This is a genomic window from Sulfuricurvum sp., assembly GCF_028713855.1.
Lineage (GTDB): Bacteria > Campylobacterota > Campylobacteria > Campylobacterales > Sulfurimonadaceae > Sulfuricurvum.
Genome location: NZ_JAQTNN010000005.1, coordinates 158,868 through 175,384, shown reverse-complemented (window position 1 = coordinate 175,384; position 16,517 = coordinate 158,868). Strand labels below are relative to the sequence as shown.

At 41.1% G+C, this 16,517-nt stretch carries 11 protein-coding genes; 3 read left to right on the top strand and 8 right to left on the bottom strand.

The window, feature by feature from the left end:
- Positions 1 to 357: 357 nt before the first annotated feature.
- The 7 genes from PHI47_RS06730 to PHI47_RS06700 form a co-directional block, all read right to left on the bottom strand.
- Entirely contained in the window at positions 358 to 1,020 is a 663-nt protein-coding gene (locus PHI47_RS06730) for a Tfp pilus assembly protein FimT/FimU (RefSeq protein WP_299935347.1), read from the bottom strand.
- 105 nt (positions 1,021 to 1,125) lie between these two features.
- Positions 1,126 to 2,943, bottom strand: a complete 1,818-nt coding sequence (locus PHI47_RS06725) for a citrate/2-methylcitrate synthase (RefSeq protein ID WP_299935359.1) — start codon at positions 2,941 to 2,943, stop codon at positions 1,126 to 1,128.
- Positions 2,944 to 2,953: 10 nt separating this feature from the next.
- Positions 2,954 to 4,270 (bottom strand): ATP citrate lyase citrate-binding domain-containing protein, encoded by a 1,317-nt coding sequence (locus tag PHI47_RS06720; RefSeq protein ID WP_299935344.1) that lies wholly within the window; start codon positions 4,268 to 4,270, stop codon positions 2,954 to 2,956.
- A 91-nt stretch (positions 4,271 to 4,361) separates the two neighbouring features.
- Positions 4,362 to 5,546, bottom strand: a complete 1,185-nt coding sequence (locus PHI47_RS06715; RefSeq protein ID WP_299935341.1) for a hypothetical protein — start codon at positions 5,544 to 5,546, stop codon at positions 4,362 to 4,364.
- The gene (locus tag PHI47_RS06710) at positions 5,543 to 6,112 is read right to left on the bottom strand and encodes an aminodeoxychorismate/anthranilate synthase component II (protein ID WP_299935338.1); all 570 of its coding nucleotides are present in this window, start codon (positions 6,110 to 6,112) and stop codon (positions 5,543 to 5,545) included. Before PHI47_RS06710 ends, PHI47_RS06715 begins: the two co-directional genes overlap by 4 nt.
- Before the next feature lie 9 nt (positions 6,113 to 6,121).
- Positions 6,122 to 7,183, bottom strand: coding sequence for an aminofutalosine synthase MqnE (gene mqnE / locus PHI47_RS06705; RefSeq protein ID WP_299935335.1), 1,062 nt, complete (start codon positions 7,181 to 7,183; stop codon positions 6,122 to 6,124).
- A gap of 84 nt (positions 7,184 to 7,267) precedes the next feature.
- Positions 7,268 to 8,206 carry a GGDEF domain-containing protein gene (locus PHI47_RS06700; RefSeq protein WP_299935333.1) on the bottom strand — a complete coding sequence of 313 codons (939 nt, stop codon included), beginning with the start codon at positions 8,204 to 8,206 and terminating at the stop codon, positions 7,268 to 7,270.
- Positions 8,207 to 8,341: 135 nt separating this feature from the next.
- Here PHI47_RS06700 and PHI47_RS06695 point away from each other — a divergent pair, with 135 nt between their 5' ends.
- The 3 genes from PHI47_RS06695 to PHI47_RS06685 all read left to right on the top strand — a co-directional run bounded on the left by PHI47_RS06695 (position 8,342) and on the right by PHI47_RS06685 (position 14,623).
- Positions 8,342 to 10,849 carry an HD domain-containing protein gene (locus PHI47_RS06695; protein WP_299935330.1) on the top strand — a complete coding sequence of 836 codons (2,508 nt, stop codon included), beginning with the start codon at positions 8,342 to 8,344 and terminating at the stop codon, positions 10,847 to 10,849.
- Between the two features lie 2 nt (positions 10,850 to 10,851).
- On the top strand, positions 10,852 to 12,666 hold the full coding sequence (glmS, locus tag PHI47_RS06690) for a glutamine--fructose-6-phosphate transaminase (isomerizing) (RefSeq protein WP_299935327.1): 1,815 nt from the start codon (positions 10,852 to 10,854) through the stop codon (positions 12,664 to 12,666).
- Between the two features lie 121 nt (positions 12,667 to 12,787).
- Positions 12,788 to 14,623: a GGDEF domain-containing protein gene (locus PHI47_RS06685; RefSeq protein WP_299935324.1), complete on the top strand. Its 1,836-nt coding sequence runs from the start codon at positions 12,788 to 12,790 to the stop codon at positions 14,621 to 14,623.
- 9 nt (positions 14,624 to 14,632) lie between these two features.
- Here the strand turns inward: PHI47_RS06685 and PHI47_RS06680 are convergent, their stop codons facing one another.
- The gene (locus PHI47_RS06680; RefSeq protein WP_299935322.1) at positions 14,633 to 16,426 is read right to left on the bottom strand and encodes a GGDEF domain-containing protein; all 1,794 of its coding nucleotides are present in this window, start codon (positions 16,424 to 16,426) and stop codon (positions 14,633 to 14,635) included.
- Between the last annotated feature and the right edge of the window lie 91 nt (positions 16,427 to 16,517).

Sequence of the window (16,517 nt, the reverse complement as noted above, 5' to 3'; positions counted from 1 at the left end):
GCACGCCGCCAGCGTTCACTCTGAGCCAGGATCAAACTCTCCATAATTGGTTTGTCCAATCCTATGACCCAAGATGTTAAAATCATTGGCTTCATAAATTGTTATCTATTTTACTTTTTGGTGACTGGTTACCCAGCCAAAGTAAATAGACGGTTGTTGTATTGTGTTGACATAAAGGTCAACGTCTTCGAGAAAGTCTCGAACCGTTTGACCTACTTAGTTTTCAATGATCTCAAACTCAAACTTAACTCTTCTTTCGAAGCGTCTCATCGTTTGTGGACGGGAATTATAGGGGATTTACTCTTAATTGTCAAGAGCGTTTTGAAAGAATTTCAATAAAAGTGATTAATTTCACTTTTATTGCGGAATATGTGTCGAGACATACCCTGTCTCAGGGACTACAGTAATAGTAGCTTGCCTATTATCTTCACCCGTAAGGGTTATAACCATATTTGTGGTTATCAAATAACCACGCCAATTATCATTTATTGCCCACGATGCACGGCGATAGGGTCTTCCTAAATTGTCAAATGTAATTCTCCTTGCAGTTACGGGAGAACCTTTAGCATCTGTTCCTCCAGTAATGACAATATTCTGAATCCCGTATTTACGGGTAAGATTAATAATTTTATTATCATCTACAGTATTGTTAAAAGTTCCATTTCCTAATGTATCTCCGGTTAATGGGTCAGTTGCTTCTTCAAGTGCCGTAGATTCACCATCATTAGAGCGATCAGAGAATACTTCATAAAACCACTCATTTTGCCCTCCATTATTAACATCATTCACTTGACGAATAAATAACGTCCACATTTCAGAATACCATTGCGGATTATTAGAATCAAAGCGGTCATCTACCATGGCTAAATGTTGTGTGTAGCGAATATGATTCGCCAGTTGCTCCGTTGCTTCGGCTAAAGGATCACGGTTAAAACTGGGCATTGCCAAAACGGATAAAATTCCAACTACAATAATGACAAAAATCAGTTCTATCATTGTAAAAGCAAAGCGTTTCATCATGAATACCTTATAAAACAAATTTCATCAAAAAACGATTATAACAAAAAAAAAGAAAGTTTAAGAAAAAAGGAGTCATTCCCGTACATACGGGAATGTGAAGAAAGATTAGATTTCGTCTGCGAGTTCTACATTGTAGAGAATATCGTCTGTCGGATGACGATACATTGGCATACCGAGACGTTTTTCATCCAAAATATGACCAATAAATCCGATTGAACGACCAACTACGAAAAATGCATTTAATGCGCCAGCTTCGATAAAGCCATCGATTTCATCTTCAGAGTATCCGAGTGCACGCCACATATCAACCATCAAGATACCAATAGTACCGTCAACGTTCAAGATAAGGTTATCTTTTTTAGATGTGGTCAATTTTTCGACTTCAAGAGCAAAATCAAGTAGCGGTGTAGCAGGGAAATGCTCAGCTGCATATTTTTTCAATCCTGATACACGAAGATCCGGATTACGAACCGATTTGATACGGTGACCGATACCGGAGATCGTTTTACCCTCTTTTTTCATGTAATCGATAAATTCAGCCGGAGACATGCCACGGTCATTCGCGTATTTGAAATAACGAGCCGCATCATCAATCGCACCGCCGAAACGTGGTCCGATAGTCAAAAGACCTGTTACGAGTGAGCTGATAACGTCTTTTCCTGCACGTGCAGTAACTTTTGCATTATGTGCACCCGAAACGGCAGGACCGTGATCGGCAACGGTTTTAATAACCGTCTCAAGATAATCGGTTGCCCATTTCGGATAACGTTTTTTGAACCAAAGGAGTGAAATAACATCACCGATACCGAAACCGGTTTCAGGAGTTGCCACTGAGCTGATCGGGTAGCCTGCGTAGGTTGCTTCATCACCACGGTCATCAGAGATCGTACAAATGAACTCTTTTTTACGACGTACTTTTGGAACTGAACGCAATTCAGGCTCAACGATTTCACCAATAGTACCCTCTGCACGAAGTTTTCCATAAACTTCTGCGATTGTGTGTGGAAGATCATTGAAGCTTGCAGGTACATAGATGCCTGCTGCTGCCATCGCTTCATTTTTAGACGCTGCTGTTTCTGCATCCGCATTTGCCGAAGCACCTGCGTGACCGAATTGGACACCTGAACTAAAATGTTTCGCGATCGTACCGATACACCATGCGATGATCGGTTTTTTGATCTTGCCGGCTTTTACCGCTTCGATGACTTTGTACTCTTCAGTCCCCCCTACTTCGCCGAGAAGAACCATGTATTTAACTTCAGGGTTGCTCTCCATACGAAGAAGGTTATCGATAAATACCGATCCAACAAATCGGTCTCCACCGATCGCAACACCCTCTGCAATACCATCTGCATTGATGCTAATGATGTTGGAAAGTTCGTTGAACAAACCGCCTGAACGAGTTACCAATCCGCATGAGCCTGCACGGTGCAATTTAGAGTTGATGATGTTTTCGATCGTTCCGCCAACGTTTGCGATTTTGAATCCACCCGGAGCGATACCGCCGACAGTCGCCGGTCCGATAACAACGACACCCGCATCACGAGCTGCTTGGTTCATTTTACGTGCAAGACGTTCTGGTATACCTTCAGCGGTAACCATGACGGTTTTGAACTGCCCTTTAAGAGTAATCGCTTCCATCGTAACATCGTACGCGGTACGGAAAGAACCGAAGTTTAAAAGAACATCTGCATTAGGAAATGCTGCTGCCGCTTCGGTAGTGTTGCGGAAAACCGGAACCATGATCTCATCGGGACCATAGAAAAATTTCTCGAATTTGTTTCCAGACGTTGGAGCAACGATTGCCGCAACCGAAGGTTTAGCACGGTTGATGACATAGTCATAATCCAACATACGCTGGATAGCGCTCGCGTTGTTGTTCCAAAAAATTGCTTGTGTATCTTTGGTAAATAAAGCACCCATCATTCTCTCCTTATTTTTCTAAAGCCATACGTACGATATCCGTTACGTGTGTTTCTGGCCCATAAACTTCGATATAGAGACCCAAACGGTCTGCCGCATCTTTAATATCTTTTAGACCTTTTTCATAGTTCGGTCCGCCACGGCGTACATAAATACGGGTATTATGTTCTTTCATACGATCCGCATAGGTCTCGAAGGATTGAATAATACCGGTAAAGGTTTTTGCAACGTCGGTAAAGTTTGCAATCGCACCCCCGATAATAAGGATTTTATCGCGCCCTTTTGGATCTTTGTGACGTGTCATCAAATCCAAAACTGTATCAGCATAAAATTTTGTTTCACCCGTAGTCGGTCCACCGGAGTATTCACCGTAGTTTGCAAGATCGGCAACATTGCCGGACAAATCGGCAATCGTATCGGCATATACAACCGATGCACCGCCACCTGCTACCATGGTCCAGATGCGACCCATAGGGTTAAGGATAGTGAGTTTCAATGAAGCACCCGATTTAGAGTCTGCTTCTGCAATCGCTTTTTCTTCAGGAGATTGATCTTCCATACCGAACGCCGTCGGGAACTCAGCACCGCACCATGATTCACCCATCATAAACCCTGCGGTGTCGTCGAGACGAGCAACCAAGTCAAGGATATGCATATCGTTACCGATCATAACAATCGGGTTGATTTCAAGGTAGGCAAAGTTCAAATCGCGGTAGAATTTGTAAAACTGCTCAGCAAAAGCGATAAAACGCTCTTTGTTCTCTGCAGGAATTCCTGCAGGAACATTTGCGCGGATTAAATGAGCGATGTTCGCATCATCCATAGTGATAGGAATTGTTACTTCGTTAACTTTCTCTTCCCAACCTTCTTCAACTTCCATACCGCCCTCAGCCGATAGATAAAGGACATCGTCTTCGCCTACTGTGGTTGCAGAAATATAATACTCTTGATCCTGGGAGTGCGGAGTGAACGGCTCAACAATAAAATGAGTCAATGTTCCATGTTGTCCGGAAAGAAGTGTCGTTTCGTGAGCGATTTTTTCGTCGATCCATTTAGCGGCTTCTTCAAGCGTGACGTCACCCGGTTTAGTAGTTTTAAACAATACAAGATCATTTTTACCGCGTTTACCGAAGAGCATATCCGGTTTAGCAACAAGAGCTTCTTGTTTCAACCATTCAAAACCGTGTTTTTGCGCACATGCACGCAATTCATCACCATTAGTTACCAATACTGATTTGAAACCGTAATGAAAACCACTGAAGTATTTTTCCCAATGTTTAGAGAAAATTGCTTTACCATCGTATTCACGAATCGCTCTTTGAGCCATTGCAACTCCTTCGAAAATCTATTTATCAGAAATTATATCATTTATAGGGAATTTGAATTACTTCTGAGAAGTTTTAACCAAAAGAAGATGCTTATTTGTTTATTTTGGTAACATATGTCTTATATACGGGAATATTTTTGTAACTTATTGTAACCTTTTTGCCTTCATGCGTTAACTTTTTCTCTAATCGATACGATTGGCATTGAGTGATTCCGTAAAAACGAAGTCGTAATTGAAGCTTTTCGTCTCCGGCATCAATACACTTAATATGATCTTGATGCAATACGGAAGAAAGCTCTTTTGCAACATGCATCGGATAAGAGAAATGATGCGTTGGCTTGCTGATAAAACGGTAAAACCATTGATTAAAGAAAACTGCCATTACGTTAAGTATCAATATTAGGAAAGCGCTGTAAAACAAGATTCGATATCGTATTCTGAATTCTCGGAGCCGGATTCGGTAGGTATATAAAAACGTTTGTGCGGCGAGAGGTAACGCCAATAATAAAAAGGGAGCAAAAGTTTGCACCTCGACTTTTTGACGGAATGAAAGTAACAGTGATATAAGAAATGCACTGCTTGCAATCATCCATATCAGATCCCATTCTTTCGCAAAAAAACGACGATATAAAACATAAAAAAGATACAAAAAGACAATAGGAGAAAAAATCGCTGCATATACCCCTAATGCATCCAAGAAGCGGCTCTCCGGTAATCCGCCCACATGAATACCGTATAAACGCAATGAAATAATAAGTAAAAGGATACCAAGACTGATAAAAAGATAATTTTTTCGATAGATTCCGTAAAGTGCCACTGCAAAAAATAAATAGGCAAATGCCGGATCGACGATCAGTAGGAATGGAAGTAACCCTAATGCATACTTATCAAAACGGAGATACGTATATGTGAATAAAAAGAGTGAAGCAATAACTAACCCGGCATTATCAACAATCAAAGCCGCACTGGTAACACCAGGAAGTAATACATAAATCAATATGATCCACAAACGGTCATTTTCACGTGTGACGTAATAACGGGATATCGCATACAGTAAAAAAACCGATACGAGATGAAGGAGGATCATCGGCAAACGTAATGCATAATCGTTATGGCCGAATAAATTTAATGAAAGATTGATAATAGAGCGCAAAAGAGAGGAATCACCATAAAGAATTTTGGCTTCATTATAGCTAATGGAGAGGCCCTTGATTTGCAATACGAGGATAAGAGTATTAATCCCCAATAATGCTAAAAAAAAAGCTTTTTCTCTCATAACTTCAGAAAGTTATCTAAAATCTCATGTCCGAATTCACTCATAATCGATTCGGGGTGAAACTGAACACCGTAAATCGGTTTATCTTTAATTTCCAATGCCATAATCTCATGGTCATCTTCACTGTAGGCTGTCGGAATAATCACGTCAGGAAGATTTTCCTGTTCCACGATCAAAGAGTGATATCGGGTTGCCGTAAACATTTCAGGAAGTTTGTGAAAAATCGGTGTGTCCCCCTGACGAATCATCTTGGACGTTTTACCGTGCATCATACGATTTGCCCTTACAACATGACCACCGAATACCTGTGCAATACTTTGATGCCCCAAACAGATGCCTAAAATAGGAACTTTATCAGCAAAATGACGAATGACTTCGAGTGTCACCCCAGCATCATCCGGCGTTGCAGGCCCCGGGGAGATGATGATTTTTTCAGGATGGAGCGCTTCGATCTCCTCTACCGTCATTTCATCATTACGGATGATCTTTAGATCTGCACCGAGTTCGAGACAATACTGCACAATGTTATAGGTAAAACTATCATAATTATCAATCATTAATATCATCGTATTTCCTTACCACGCTTTAATAACATTATACAAGCTATCACGTTCAATTGGATCAAATCCGCTGTTCTTAATCAACCCGACAAACTCTTGAAGATTTACACCGTGTGCACTTTTAGCCCCTGCAGCGGAGTTGATCGATTCTTTTTCGATTGTACCGTCGAGGTCATTCGCCCCAAATTCCTGCGCAACAAGCGCCAAATTGACCGTCGAAGTGACCCAATAGGCTTTTAAATTCGGAACATTATCCAATACGATACGGCTGATTGCCATCGTTTTAAGAATCTCATGCGCCGTAATAAACTCTTTGACATTCAAAAAGTTGTTTTCGCTTTGATAAACAAGGGGTATAAAACAGTTAAAGCCACCCGTAACATCCTGTAAATCCCGAATACGCATCATATGATCGATCCGGTGATGACGTTCTTCGACATGCCCGAAAAGCATCGTCACATTGGATTTCATCCCCCGTTCGTGCCATTTGCGATGAATTTCAAGCCACTGTTGTGAGTTGACTTTCCCTTTGCAGATGTAATCGCGTACTTTTTCATCGAAAATCTCCGCACCGCCGCCCGGCATTGAATCGACTCCGTTGGCTACCATCAAATCGAGAATCTCATCGTAACTTTTGCCATATTCTTCAGCAAGAAAATGGACTTCCGCCGCCGTAAGTGCTTTAATATGAAGCTGTGGATGACGTTCTTTGATTTTTCGAAAGACTTCAAGATACCATTCCAATCCCGTATCAGGGTTATGGGCAGAGACAATGTGCACTTCCGAGATACCGCGTGAGACGATGTCATCCGTAATCGCGACAATCTCCTCATGGCTCATGGTATAGGGATTGGGGTTTTTACGGCTGGCACTGTAGGCGCAAAATTTACAGACGTCTTTACAAATATTGGTCGGATTGATATGGCGATTTATATTGAAATAGGTTTGTTTACCATGCAACGCTTTTCGACGTTCATCAGCGAGTTCACCAAGGGTAAAGAGGTCTAAATCGTACAGAGCTGTTGCTTCGTCTATGGATAACCGTTCACGCCGTTTTACTTTTGCTATCAAATCCATTGTATAAATCTTTATTGCTTATTTTTGGGCGCATTATAGCAAAAGAAAAAATCGTATCCTTTAATTGAATCATCTTTTTTAAGATTACCAGTCAAACAAAATAGTACAGTTTTTATTCGATTTTTTGGCACAGTAAAGTGCTTTTTCTGCACGTGCGATTATTCCGTCAAAGGTATCAGCTTGCTGATGGATCGTAACACCGGCGCTGATGGTGACATGAACACTTTTGCCCAAATAAAGCAAGTTGCTAGTCTCAATCTTTGCACGAATTTTATCCGCAAGAGCAAAGGCCTGTGTTACATCGCATCTTGTTAGAACGACTGCAAACTCCTCTCCTCCGTAACGATACACTTTATCGGCATCACGAATCATGCTTTTGATCGTCTGCGCGATAAAATAGAGGACTTTATCTCCTGCCACATAACCGTGTTCATCATTAATAAATTTAAAGTTATCCACATCAAACATCATTAAAACCATTGAAATATTTTTGTTCTTCCCAGCTTCAATTACCGATCCCATGTCCTCTACAAACCCTTTTCGATTGCCAACCTTAGTAATAGGGTCAATTGTAAGAGATGAGAAAGCCTCATTCAGATCGGTAGTAAGCTCAATAATTTTGGATTGCGCTTTATCAAGTTCACCGGACATATCTTTATTTAAAGAATTCAAACTTTCGATAAAGGTGATATGTTCTTCCTCCGTACTTATAGGAGCATTATCAAGCTGTTCTTGCTGTTTTTTGGCTACAGATGCGATATCGGCATGAGATTCGACAAATGACATAACAGAGCGCTTGGCAATATCAAGATGCTTTGTTCCATCGTCCTTGGAAGTGATCATTATTTGATGTTCTGCATCTTCCTGCTCTTTGCGTAATTCGGCATCAGCCAATTGTAAAAAAAGTTCGTCAAAATATTTTTTATAGTGTGCCGGATAAGGGGAAATTTGCATAGAACGTAAAAGTCCCATCACCTGATCATGAATTGACATAACCTTTTGGTAGTTGTTTGTATTGTTCATCGTGATACACTCCTGCAAAAATATTATATCTTCTATTTATAAATCTATTTGAATGAATATAGCTCATTTTATCATCAATTATCTCTATAATAAAAAGAGCGTTTTGCGCTACAATTAAACCAAAAAGTAGTAAACATGAGTATTACCGAACAAATTGAAGACCTCATCGAACGTAAAGCAAGCGATTTCGAGATATCCAAACTTTTTAAATCCCATATAACCGATTATAAAAATTCGCTTTCAGAACTCTTCGAACGTAATCAGGGGAAAGATTTCCTTGTCATCCATACCAAAACCCTCGACTCGATCATCTCTCTTATGTACAAAACTGTTCTACGCCGGCTGTTTGGAAATTATTTACCGATGCGCAGTTCCATTCCGATCGCATTTATCTCGTTAGGGAGTTACGGACGCGAACAGTTATGTGTACACAGTGATATTGATCTGATGATAGTGTATGAGCAAAATGACGGGTATAACACTGCCGCCATCATTGAAAAATTTCTCTATTTGGCATGGGATGCAGGGCTGAAACTTGGGCATCGTGTTCATGAAGTAAATGATTTATTAAAAGCTTCCCGTGAAGATATCACCATTAAAACAGCGATGATGGAATCACGGCTGATCATCGGTTCTTCTTTTACCTGGAGTTCGACCCAAAACCGGCTCAATACGATTCGCCATGATAACCCTAAATCCTTTATTCTCGCGAAAATAGAAGAAGCGGAACTTCGTCGCAAAAAATTCCCCTCCTCAATGCAGCCGCAAATTAAAGAAGGTGTGGGAGGGCTGCGCGATTCACAACTGCTCTACTGGATTGCCAAAACGCTGTACGGGGTCAACAGCCTCAAAGAACTCACAGGAATTTTATTCAGTGAAGAGCAGTACCGTGAATACCGTATCGCACTCGAATTACTCTTTCGTGTTCGCAGCGCTTTGCATCTGCTCAGCGGTAAACAGCAAGATCAACTTGTTCTTGACTACATGCCGCGCATTGCTCAGATGCTTGGTTTTAGCGATGAGCGGAGGCTGGTCACCAGATTGCTCGAAGCACAATGGCGGATCAATAACTTTACCCAAATCTATGTCAAGAAGATGGCTCGTGTTCACCTGCATGATGCTTCCACTACTTCAAAGCTCCGTAGCGGACGTATTCAAAAAGGATTTTATGCGGTAGATGGAGTTTTATATGCTTCGTATCATACCGCTACACCTGCTATCGATGTGCTGTTGGAAATGCTGGTAAGTTTGGAAGATCGCGAATGGATATTTGACTCAAGTGTCTTGTTTCACTTTACCTATATTTCTATCAAACACCCATTAAAAGTAAAAACATACACCCTGATGCGTAAGCTATTCGAACGCAATCATTTTTATGTTATTTCAAAACTCTTTTACGATGCAGGCATTTTGCATCAGCTCATCGGAGCGTTTAAAAAGGTACTCCATCTCCCTCAGTTTGACGGTTATCACCACTACCCAGTCGACCTGCACTCCATTAAATGTATCGAAGCGCTCGAAAAAATTAATGATCCCCATGTCGAAGCACTCTATAAACCGCTCAGTACAGGAGACAAACTCCTCCTTAAAGCGGCTATACTCCTCCATGATACCGGCAAAGGACGGAAACAAGACCACAGCGAAGTGGGTACAAAACTCATACTCCCCTTCCTCAAAAACCTTAAACTCCCTGCCGGGCAGTTCGAACGCGGAGCGTTACTGGTACGACATCATATTTTGATGAGCAATGTCGCGTATCGTGAAAATCTCTACCATGAAAAAACCCTCTATCAGTTTATGTCTAAAATCAAAACACCTGAAAATCTCACCCTTCTTTATATCCTTACCTACGCCGATATCAATGGGGTAGGTCCTGGAACCTATACGAGCTTCGGTGCCAATTTACTCCACGAACTCTACGAAGCTTCCCTTGAAATCGCTTCCCAAAACGATCGAATTACCGATGCCATTAAACGGGAAAACAAAGAGAAAAAACTCACCAACGATCCTGAATTTATCCAACTCAGTAAAATCGAACAGAAAAAGGTTCTCTCCATCGAATCGAGTCTCTTTTTCTTTAAACATACTCCCAATGAAATCTTGAGTATCTCCAAAAAGGCATTTCAGTGCCAAACTTTCACCTATCAGTTGAATATTGACAACGGTTTGATAATCCATATTTTTCGAAAAATACCTTTGAATCTGGGATATCTTTTGGGCAAACTCAGTTATTTGGATGTTGCATCAATGGATATTTTTACCCTTTTTGACGGGATAAAATACTTCAAAATCGAATTTTTACAACGGCCTAAAGAGGGTACGATGGAACAAATCGAGATGATTGTCGAGGAGGCATTTGATATGTCTAAAAAAATCGATCTCCCCAAACCGATCATCAAACCTAGCGAGATCACCATCGATTGCGACCACTCTATTCATTACGCGCAACTCAATCTCACTACGACCAACCAAAGGGGACTACTCGCCTATTTCGTCCAATGTTTCGATGAAGCGCAAATCAATATCGCCACCGCGAAAATTCACACCAATAAAAATATGGCTCGTGACCACTTCTTAATTGAAAAGCAACATAAAATGTGCGATAATGCGCGCGAAATTATTAATAAATTAGTAGAGGTGTAATCATGTGCGGTATTGTTGGGTATATCGGAGTCAAGCCAGTTAAACAAATATTGATAGACGGGCTTCGCGAGCTTGAATACCGAGGATATGATTCTGCAGGAATCGCCGTATTGCAAGAGGGTCATTTTTCCCTTTTTAAAGCCGTTGGTAAACTTGTCAACCTTGAAGAAAAAGCTCAAAATTATGAAAGTACCGGCTTCTCCGTCGGTATCGGACATACCCGCTGGGCAACACATGGCAAACCGACGGAACTTAACGCCCATCCCCATTTAGGACAAAATTCTTATGTTGTTCATAACGGTATTATCGAAAATTACCAAGAGCTTAAAGCAATGCTCACCTCGCAAGGGGTACAGTTTCTAAGCCAAACCGATACCGAAGTGATTGTCCATCTATTTGAGCACCAGCTCAAAACAGCTCCAACACCGTTTGATGCTTTCAAGCAGACCCTCGCACAACTTCACGGTGCCTATGCAATCTTGCTCGTTAATGCGGATGCAGAAGGGACAATTTTCTTCGCTAAACACGGTTCTCCGATGATTATCGGACGTAACCGTGAGAATGAAACATTCTTCGGTTCCTCAGATGCCGCCTTGATCGGAAAATGCCATGAGGTGATCTATCTCGAAGACGGCCATTATGGGTATGCCTCAGCGGATGGCATTTTACTCTTTGATGAACAAAACCGTGAGGTGGCATTGCGCTTTACTCCTCTTTCCGAAAATAAACTTTCTGCTCAAAAAGAGGGATATCGCTTTTTTATGGAAAAAGAGATTTATGAGCAAAGTACGGTTTTATCCGATACCCTCATGGGACGCTTACGGGACGATAGTCTCTATTTTGAAGAGCTGGATAGTCATTTATTTGAGGGAATTAACGAGATAAAACTCTGTGCCTGCGGAACCAGTTATCATGCAGCTTTAGTAGCGAGCTATTTACTCGAACGACACGCTAAAATCAAAACTTCCGTCGAAATAGCCAGTGAATTCCGTTATCGAGAACCGCTGTTGACTCCCGATACCCTTTTTGTCGTTATCAGCCAAAGCGGTGAAACTGCTGACACACTGGAAAGTCTCAAAATGGCAAAACGCAACGGCCTGAAAACAATGGTTATCTGTAACGTCGATAACTCATCCATGGTTCGTCTCGCCGATGCAAGTATCCTAACCCGAGCCGGTATTGAAAAAGGAGTTGCATCAACCAAAGCATTCGCTACTCAAGTGTGTGTCCTGTGGATGCTCAGCCTCTATTTATCCGGGGAACGAAAAACTCTCAGCACTACTGAAATCCAGCATCAAATTACATTGCTTCGTGCCGTCCCTGCCACTGTCCGTGTCGACAATGCCATACATGAGCAACTTCGTCGCCTCTCAAAACGTTATCTTCACGGTCACGGCTTCTTTTTCATCGGCCGTGACGTGTTCTTTCCCCTTGCTCTTGAGGGGGCATTAAAACTCAAAGAGATAAGCTATATGCATGCCGAAGGCTATCCTAGCGGAGAAATGAAGCACGGGCCTATCGCTCTAGCCGATCCTGAACTCTTTACCATTGCTTTACTCCCACAGCATATGCTTTACGATAAGACAAAAAGCAATATCGAAGAGCTCAGTGCACGTGATTCAACAATCTGCTCCATCAGCCCTCTTGATTTTGACAAAGCAGATGATCATATCCGTACCAAGCATACGGACGATTATATGCTTGAATTCTTCGAAATGATGGTTGTTCTGCAACTCCTCTCCATGGAAATCGCAATCCGCTTAGGGAACGATGTCGATATGCCGCGCAACCTCGCGAAAAGTGTTACTGTCGAATAATTCCACCCTTCCTAAATGCCTTTCATAAGGCATTTTTTTTACTTTCATATATATTTAAAAATTATTTAGCTATTCTCATTAATTAAATCTTCCCCGTCCATTTTTTATAAGGCATAAACCCATGAATACCAACCGTAAGATTTTATTTATTGTCGCATTGATGCTAATCGGCCTTGCCGTCGCTACAATCACCAACGTTGCTCTGAACTTTCGTGATTACGGCTACAACAATGCGATTGAAAAATCAAAGATGACCGCTGAAATCGTCCGGGATGGATTAACCGCACACATGGTGAACGGTATTATGGACAAGCGAGAGTTTTTTCTCTCCAACATTGCCAATATCAAAGATGTGCAGAAATTATGGATTGTACGCTCACAGAATGTTGTCGCCCAACACGGGGAAGGGCTTGAAAATGAGCATCCCAGAGATGCTATCGATCAAAGAGTACTCAAAGAGGGAATTGTTATTCGCCAAATCAATGAAGATGCTCAAAACGCTGTTTTACGTGTGACCATCCCTTACATCGCTACCGCCTACGGCAACCCCAATTGTCTCACCTGTCATAACGCTAAAGAGGGGGATGTGTTAGGTGCCATCAGTATGGAATTTAATATCAACGATATTCGCCAAACCGGCGCCATGACGATTGCCAAAATTTTTGCTATTAACGTTATTTTTATTTTTATTGCCCTTTGGGTAACAAACCATTATTTCAAACCCTATATGCAGCTATTTGCTAATTTGCAAAATGGAATTAAACGAGCCCGTACCGGAGATTTCAGCTTCCGTTTCACTACTACACTCAAAGATGCAGGAAGCGAAGTTGCAGAGCAAATGAATACCCTCTTTCAAAAAATGGAAGATACGTTCGGCGGTATCAAACATAATCTCAATACATTTGCATCTCGTTCCAATATCTCTTGCAGTGATCCGCTCAGTACTGCAGGAATAATCATACAAGAGCTCTCTGATGTCTATAAGTTCAAAAAAACGATCGAGCTTGACAGTACCAAAGACGCTATATATGAGCGGTTTGTCTATGTTTTAAAAGAAAAATTCCATTTTGCCCATTTTGCCCTCTATGAAGTGGATAAAAATACAAAAGAGCGAAAATTGATTCATATTACGGAGGGCAAAACCTTTTGTCTTCCAATCGCGGATAAGGATGCCATAGAATGCAGAGCCTACCGCACCGCTAGTGACGTTTATTCAACTGATTTTCCTAATCTTTGTGCTAACTGCGCACAAGATAAAGAATACTCATGTATTCCATTTAATATTAATGATGATTTAGCCCTCGTTCTCTCTTTCTCAGCAAAAACTGTAATAGAAATTGAGACGATGAATCTCTCATTACCAAGTATCAAAAACTATTTTGAAGCAGCAAAAGCCGTTATTGAGAGCCGAACGCTTATGGATAAACTGCGCGATTCTTCACTCCGAGACGGTGCGACCCGTCTTTATAACCGTCGCTTTTTGGAAGAGTTTATTGATAAAAGTTCAGAGCAAGCGCTTCGCTCAAACATCTCCTATGCTATTTTAATGATCGATATCGACTATTTTAAAATGATTAATGATACTTACGGACATGATTCAGGGGATATTGTTATAAAAAGCTTGGCTGAAATTCTCCAGGAGAGTATCCGCAAAGCCGATCTTGCTATCCGTTACGGAGGGGAAGAATTCTTGATTCTTTTATACAACACAACACCTGAAGGTGCCGTTCAAGTTGCCGAAAAAATTCGTACACGCTTTAATGGGAAAAAATACCATTTTGGCAACGATACGGTTGAAAAAACACTTAGTATCGGAGTGGCCCATTTCCCATCACAAGCAGATTCAATCTGGAAAGTAATTAAATATGCCGATCTTGCGCTGTATGAAGGAAAAAATACAGGACGCAACCGCGTTATCGAATTTGAATCACGGATGCATAGCGGAAATGAATTCTAATTTTTCCTGCTAAATCAACATCGTTTCGACATCATAAAGGAGGGAACAATTTCCCCCATGGTGTTTTGCCTCTAACAATGCTCGCTTCGCGAGCTCAATCCCTTCCATCATATCAGACGTTTGTTCAGGAAAAAGTGAGATTCCGATACTCACCGTTTTTAGAATCGCATAGGTATTAATACGGATTTTCTTTTTGAATGAACTACGAATCGCCTCAGCAACTTCATTAACGTGATCAGCTTCATAATCGTATAAAATAACCGTAAATGTATCCCCGCCGTAACGGATAAGAATATCTCCTAGTTGGATACATTCTTGTATATTACGTGCCATAGCTTTGATCACTTCATTTGCGATTTGACTGTCATAGGAATGATTGATCGCATTAAATTGATCCATATCGACCATCAATATACCATAGGGAATGATTGTACGGTTAGCTTGTGCATTAATCAATTTAGTCAGTTCTTCAAGATAAGTACGATTGTAAAGCTGTGTCAGCGAATCTATCCGGACTGTTTGCTGTAACTTCTTATTGATAATTTGAACTCTTGAAGCATTAATGTAATTACCCAATTGCTCAAGTGCCAAGCGTATTTTCCCAATGTCACGGACATCATACGTTACCAAAGAAATGACGATATCAAGTTCATCCACAATAGGATAATTTCGACATATATAATAGGCAGAGGGATCGATCATTTTCGGACATGCGACTTCACATTGAGTCGAATCAACCATTCCGGTCGTCCGATCGCAACGACATCCGCTTAAGGCATCACAAAGCAGCGTTTTCTCGCTATGAACGACATGCGTTGTCTTATCCAGTGGATTGAGTTCTAAAATATTAAAATTACCAAGACTCCACCGTGTGCGTAATAAGGCAATGATACGACCGTAAATTTCTTCGAGATTTTGATCTTTTTCGATTTCCTTGCGAAAACGCTCCACTTCATAGAGTTGATGGACACCCATTTGGAGGGTAAAGAGCGGATCAGCATTCGGTTTATCCAAATGGATCAATGAACCCATTTTTTTACCGCTTTCAGTGAGTGTTGTATGAAGTTTTTCCATCAAAGCATTTGCCCACATTGCCGTGTGGTATCCATCAACACTCTCAGTCTGTTTAAGCCGATACGAATAGTCTCCCCCTTCAGCCTTTTCCATCATCACCGAAAAATCATCGAGGGTCTCTTTATAAGAGACAATAAAACGACGAACTGTTTTAAATAAATAGTACATCAACCCCATCACCACTACCATTGCCATAAAGATGGAAATGAGTCCGGTAACTTTGAGATCATTGATTTGCATCTCAAGGGAAACCACCCCTAAGACATCCCCTGCTTTCGCATCATGACAACTTAAACAATCCATTTTCCCTTTCCCTGTTGCAACATAGGGAATAGAAAGACGATAGAGAGTATCCGAGAACAACGTTCCGGAAACATCTGATATACTTTTTCCTTCGCGTAATACTGCACGATCGATATTATCATGCGCATCCTGAGGATGGATTCCGTTGCCGTATTGATGATTTAATCGTTCAGATCGAACGATCCATGTACTCTTGACCCCATCGATAGTATCTATTTGTTTAAGGAATTCGTTTTGATAATCACTGCTTCCGGTAATCATATGAGATGTCAAGGATTCTCTTATGATATTTCCCGCTAAATTAGCTCTACTCTCAGCGGATTGAAGGATCATGTAACGGAAAATCAATGCTAATGCCGTGATAAAAAAGACGGCTAACGCGATCATCTTGATAACAAAAGTAAAAAATGTTTTCTCTTTTTTCATTATTCCTGACTTATAACACAAATGGGTCGATTATACTGAAAAAAAGATTAGAGGACTAACAGGAGAGGTTCCCCCTAAGTCGGGGGAATAC

Coding starts and splice junctions, on each gene's coding strand:
- PHI47_RS06715 (WP_299935341.1), bottom strand. CDS start 5,546: ATGAGAGAAAAAGCTTTTTTTTTAGCATTATTGGGGATTAATACTCTT.
- PHI47_RS06700 (WP_299935333.1), bottom strand. CDS start 8,206: ATGAACAATACAAACAACTACCAAAAGGTTATGTCAATTCATGATCAG.
- glmS (WP_299935327.1), top strand. CDS start 10,852: ATGTGCGGTATTGTTGGGTATATCGGAGTCAAGCCAGTTAAACAAATA.
- PHI47_RS06730 (WP_299935347.1), bottom strand. CDS start 1,020: ATGATGAAACGCTTTGCTTTTACAATGATAGAACTGATTTTTGTCATT.
- PHI47_RS06710 (WP_299935338.1), bottom strand. CDS start 6,112: ATGATATTAATGATTGATAATTATGATAGTTTTACCTATAACATTGTG.
- PHI47_RS06685 (WP_299935324.1), top strand. CDS start 12,788: ATGAATACCAACCGTAAGATTTTATTTATTGTCGCATTGATGCTAATC.
- PHI47_RS06725 (WP_299935359.1), bottom strand. CDS start 2,943: ATGGGTGCTTTATTTACCAAAGATACACAAGCAATTTTTTGGAACAAC.
- PHI47_RS06720 (WP_299935344.1), bottom strand. CDS start 4,270: ATGGCTCAAAGAGCGATTCGTGAATACGATGGTAAAGCAATTTTCTCT.
- PHI47_RS06680 (WP_299935322.1), bottom strand. CDS start 16,426: ATGAAAAAAGAGAAAACATTTTTTACTTTTGTTATCAAGATGATCGCG.
- mqnE (WP_299935335.1), bottom strand. CDS start 7,183: ATGGATTTGATAGCAAAAGTAAAACGGCGTGAACGGTTATCCATAGAC.
- PHI47_RS06695 (WP_299935330.1), top strand. CDS start 8,342: ATGAGTATTACCGAACAAATTGAAGACCTCATCGAACGTAAAGCAAGC.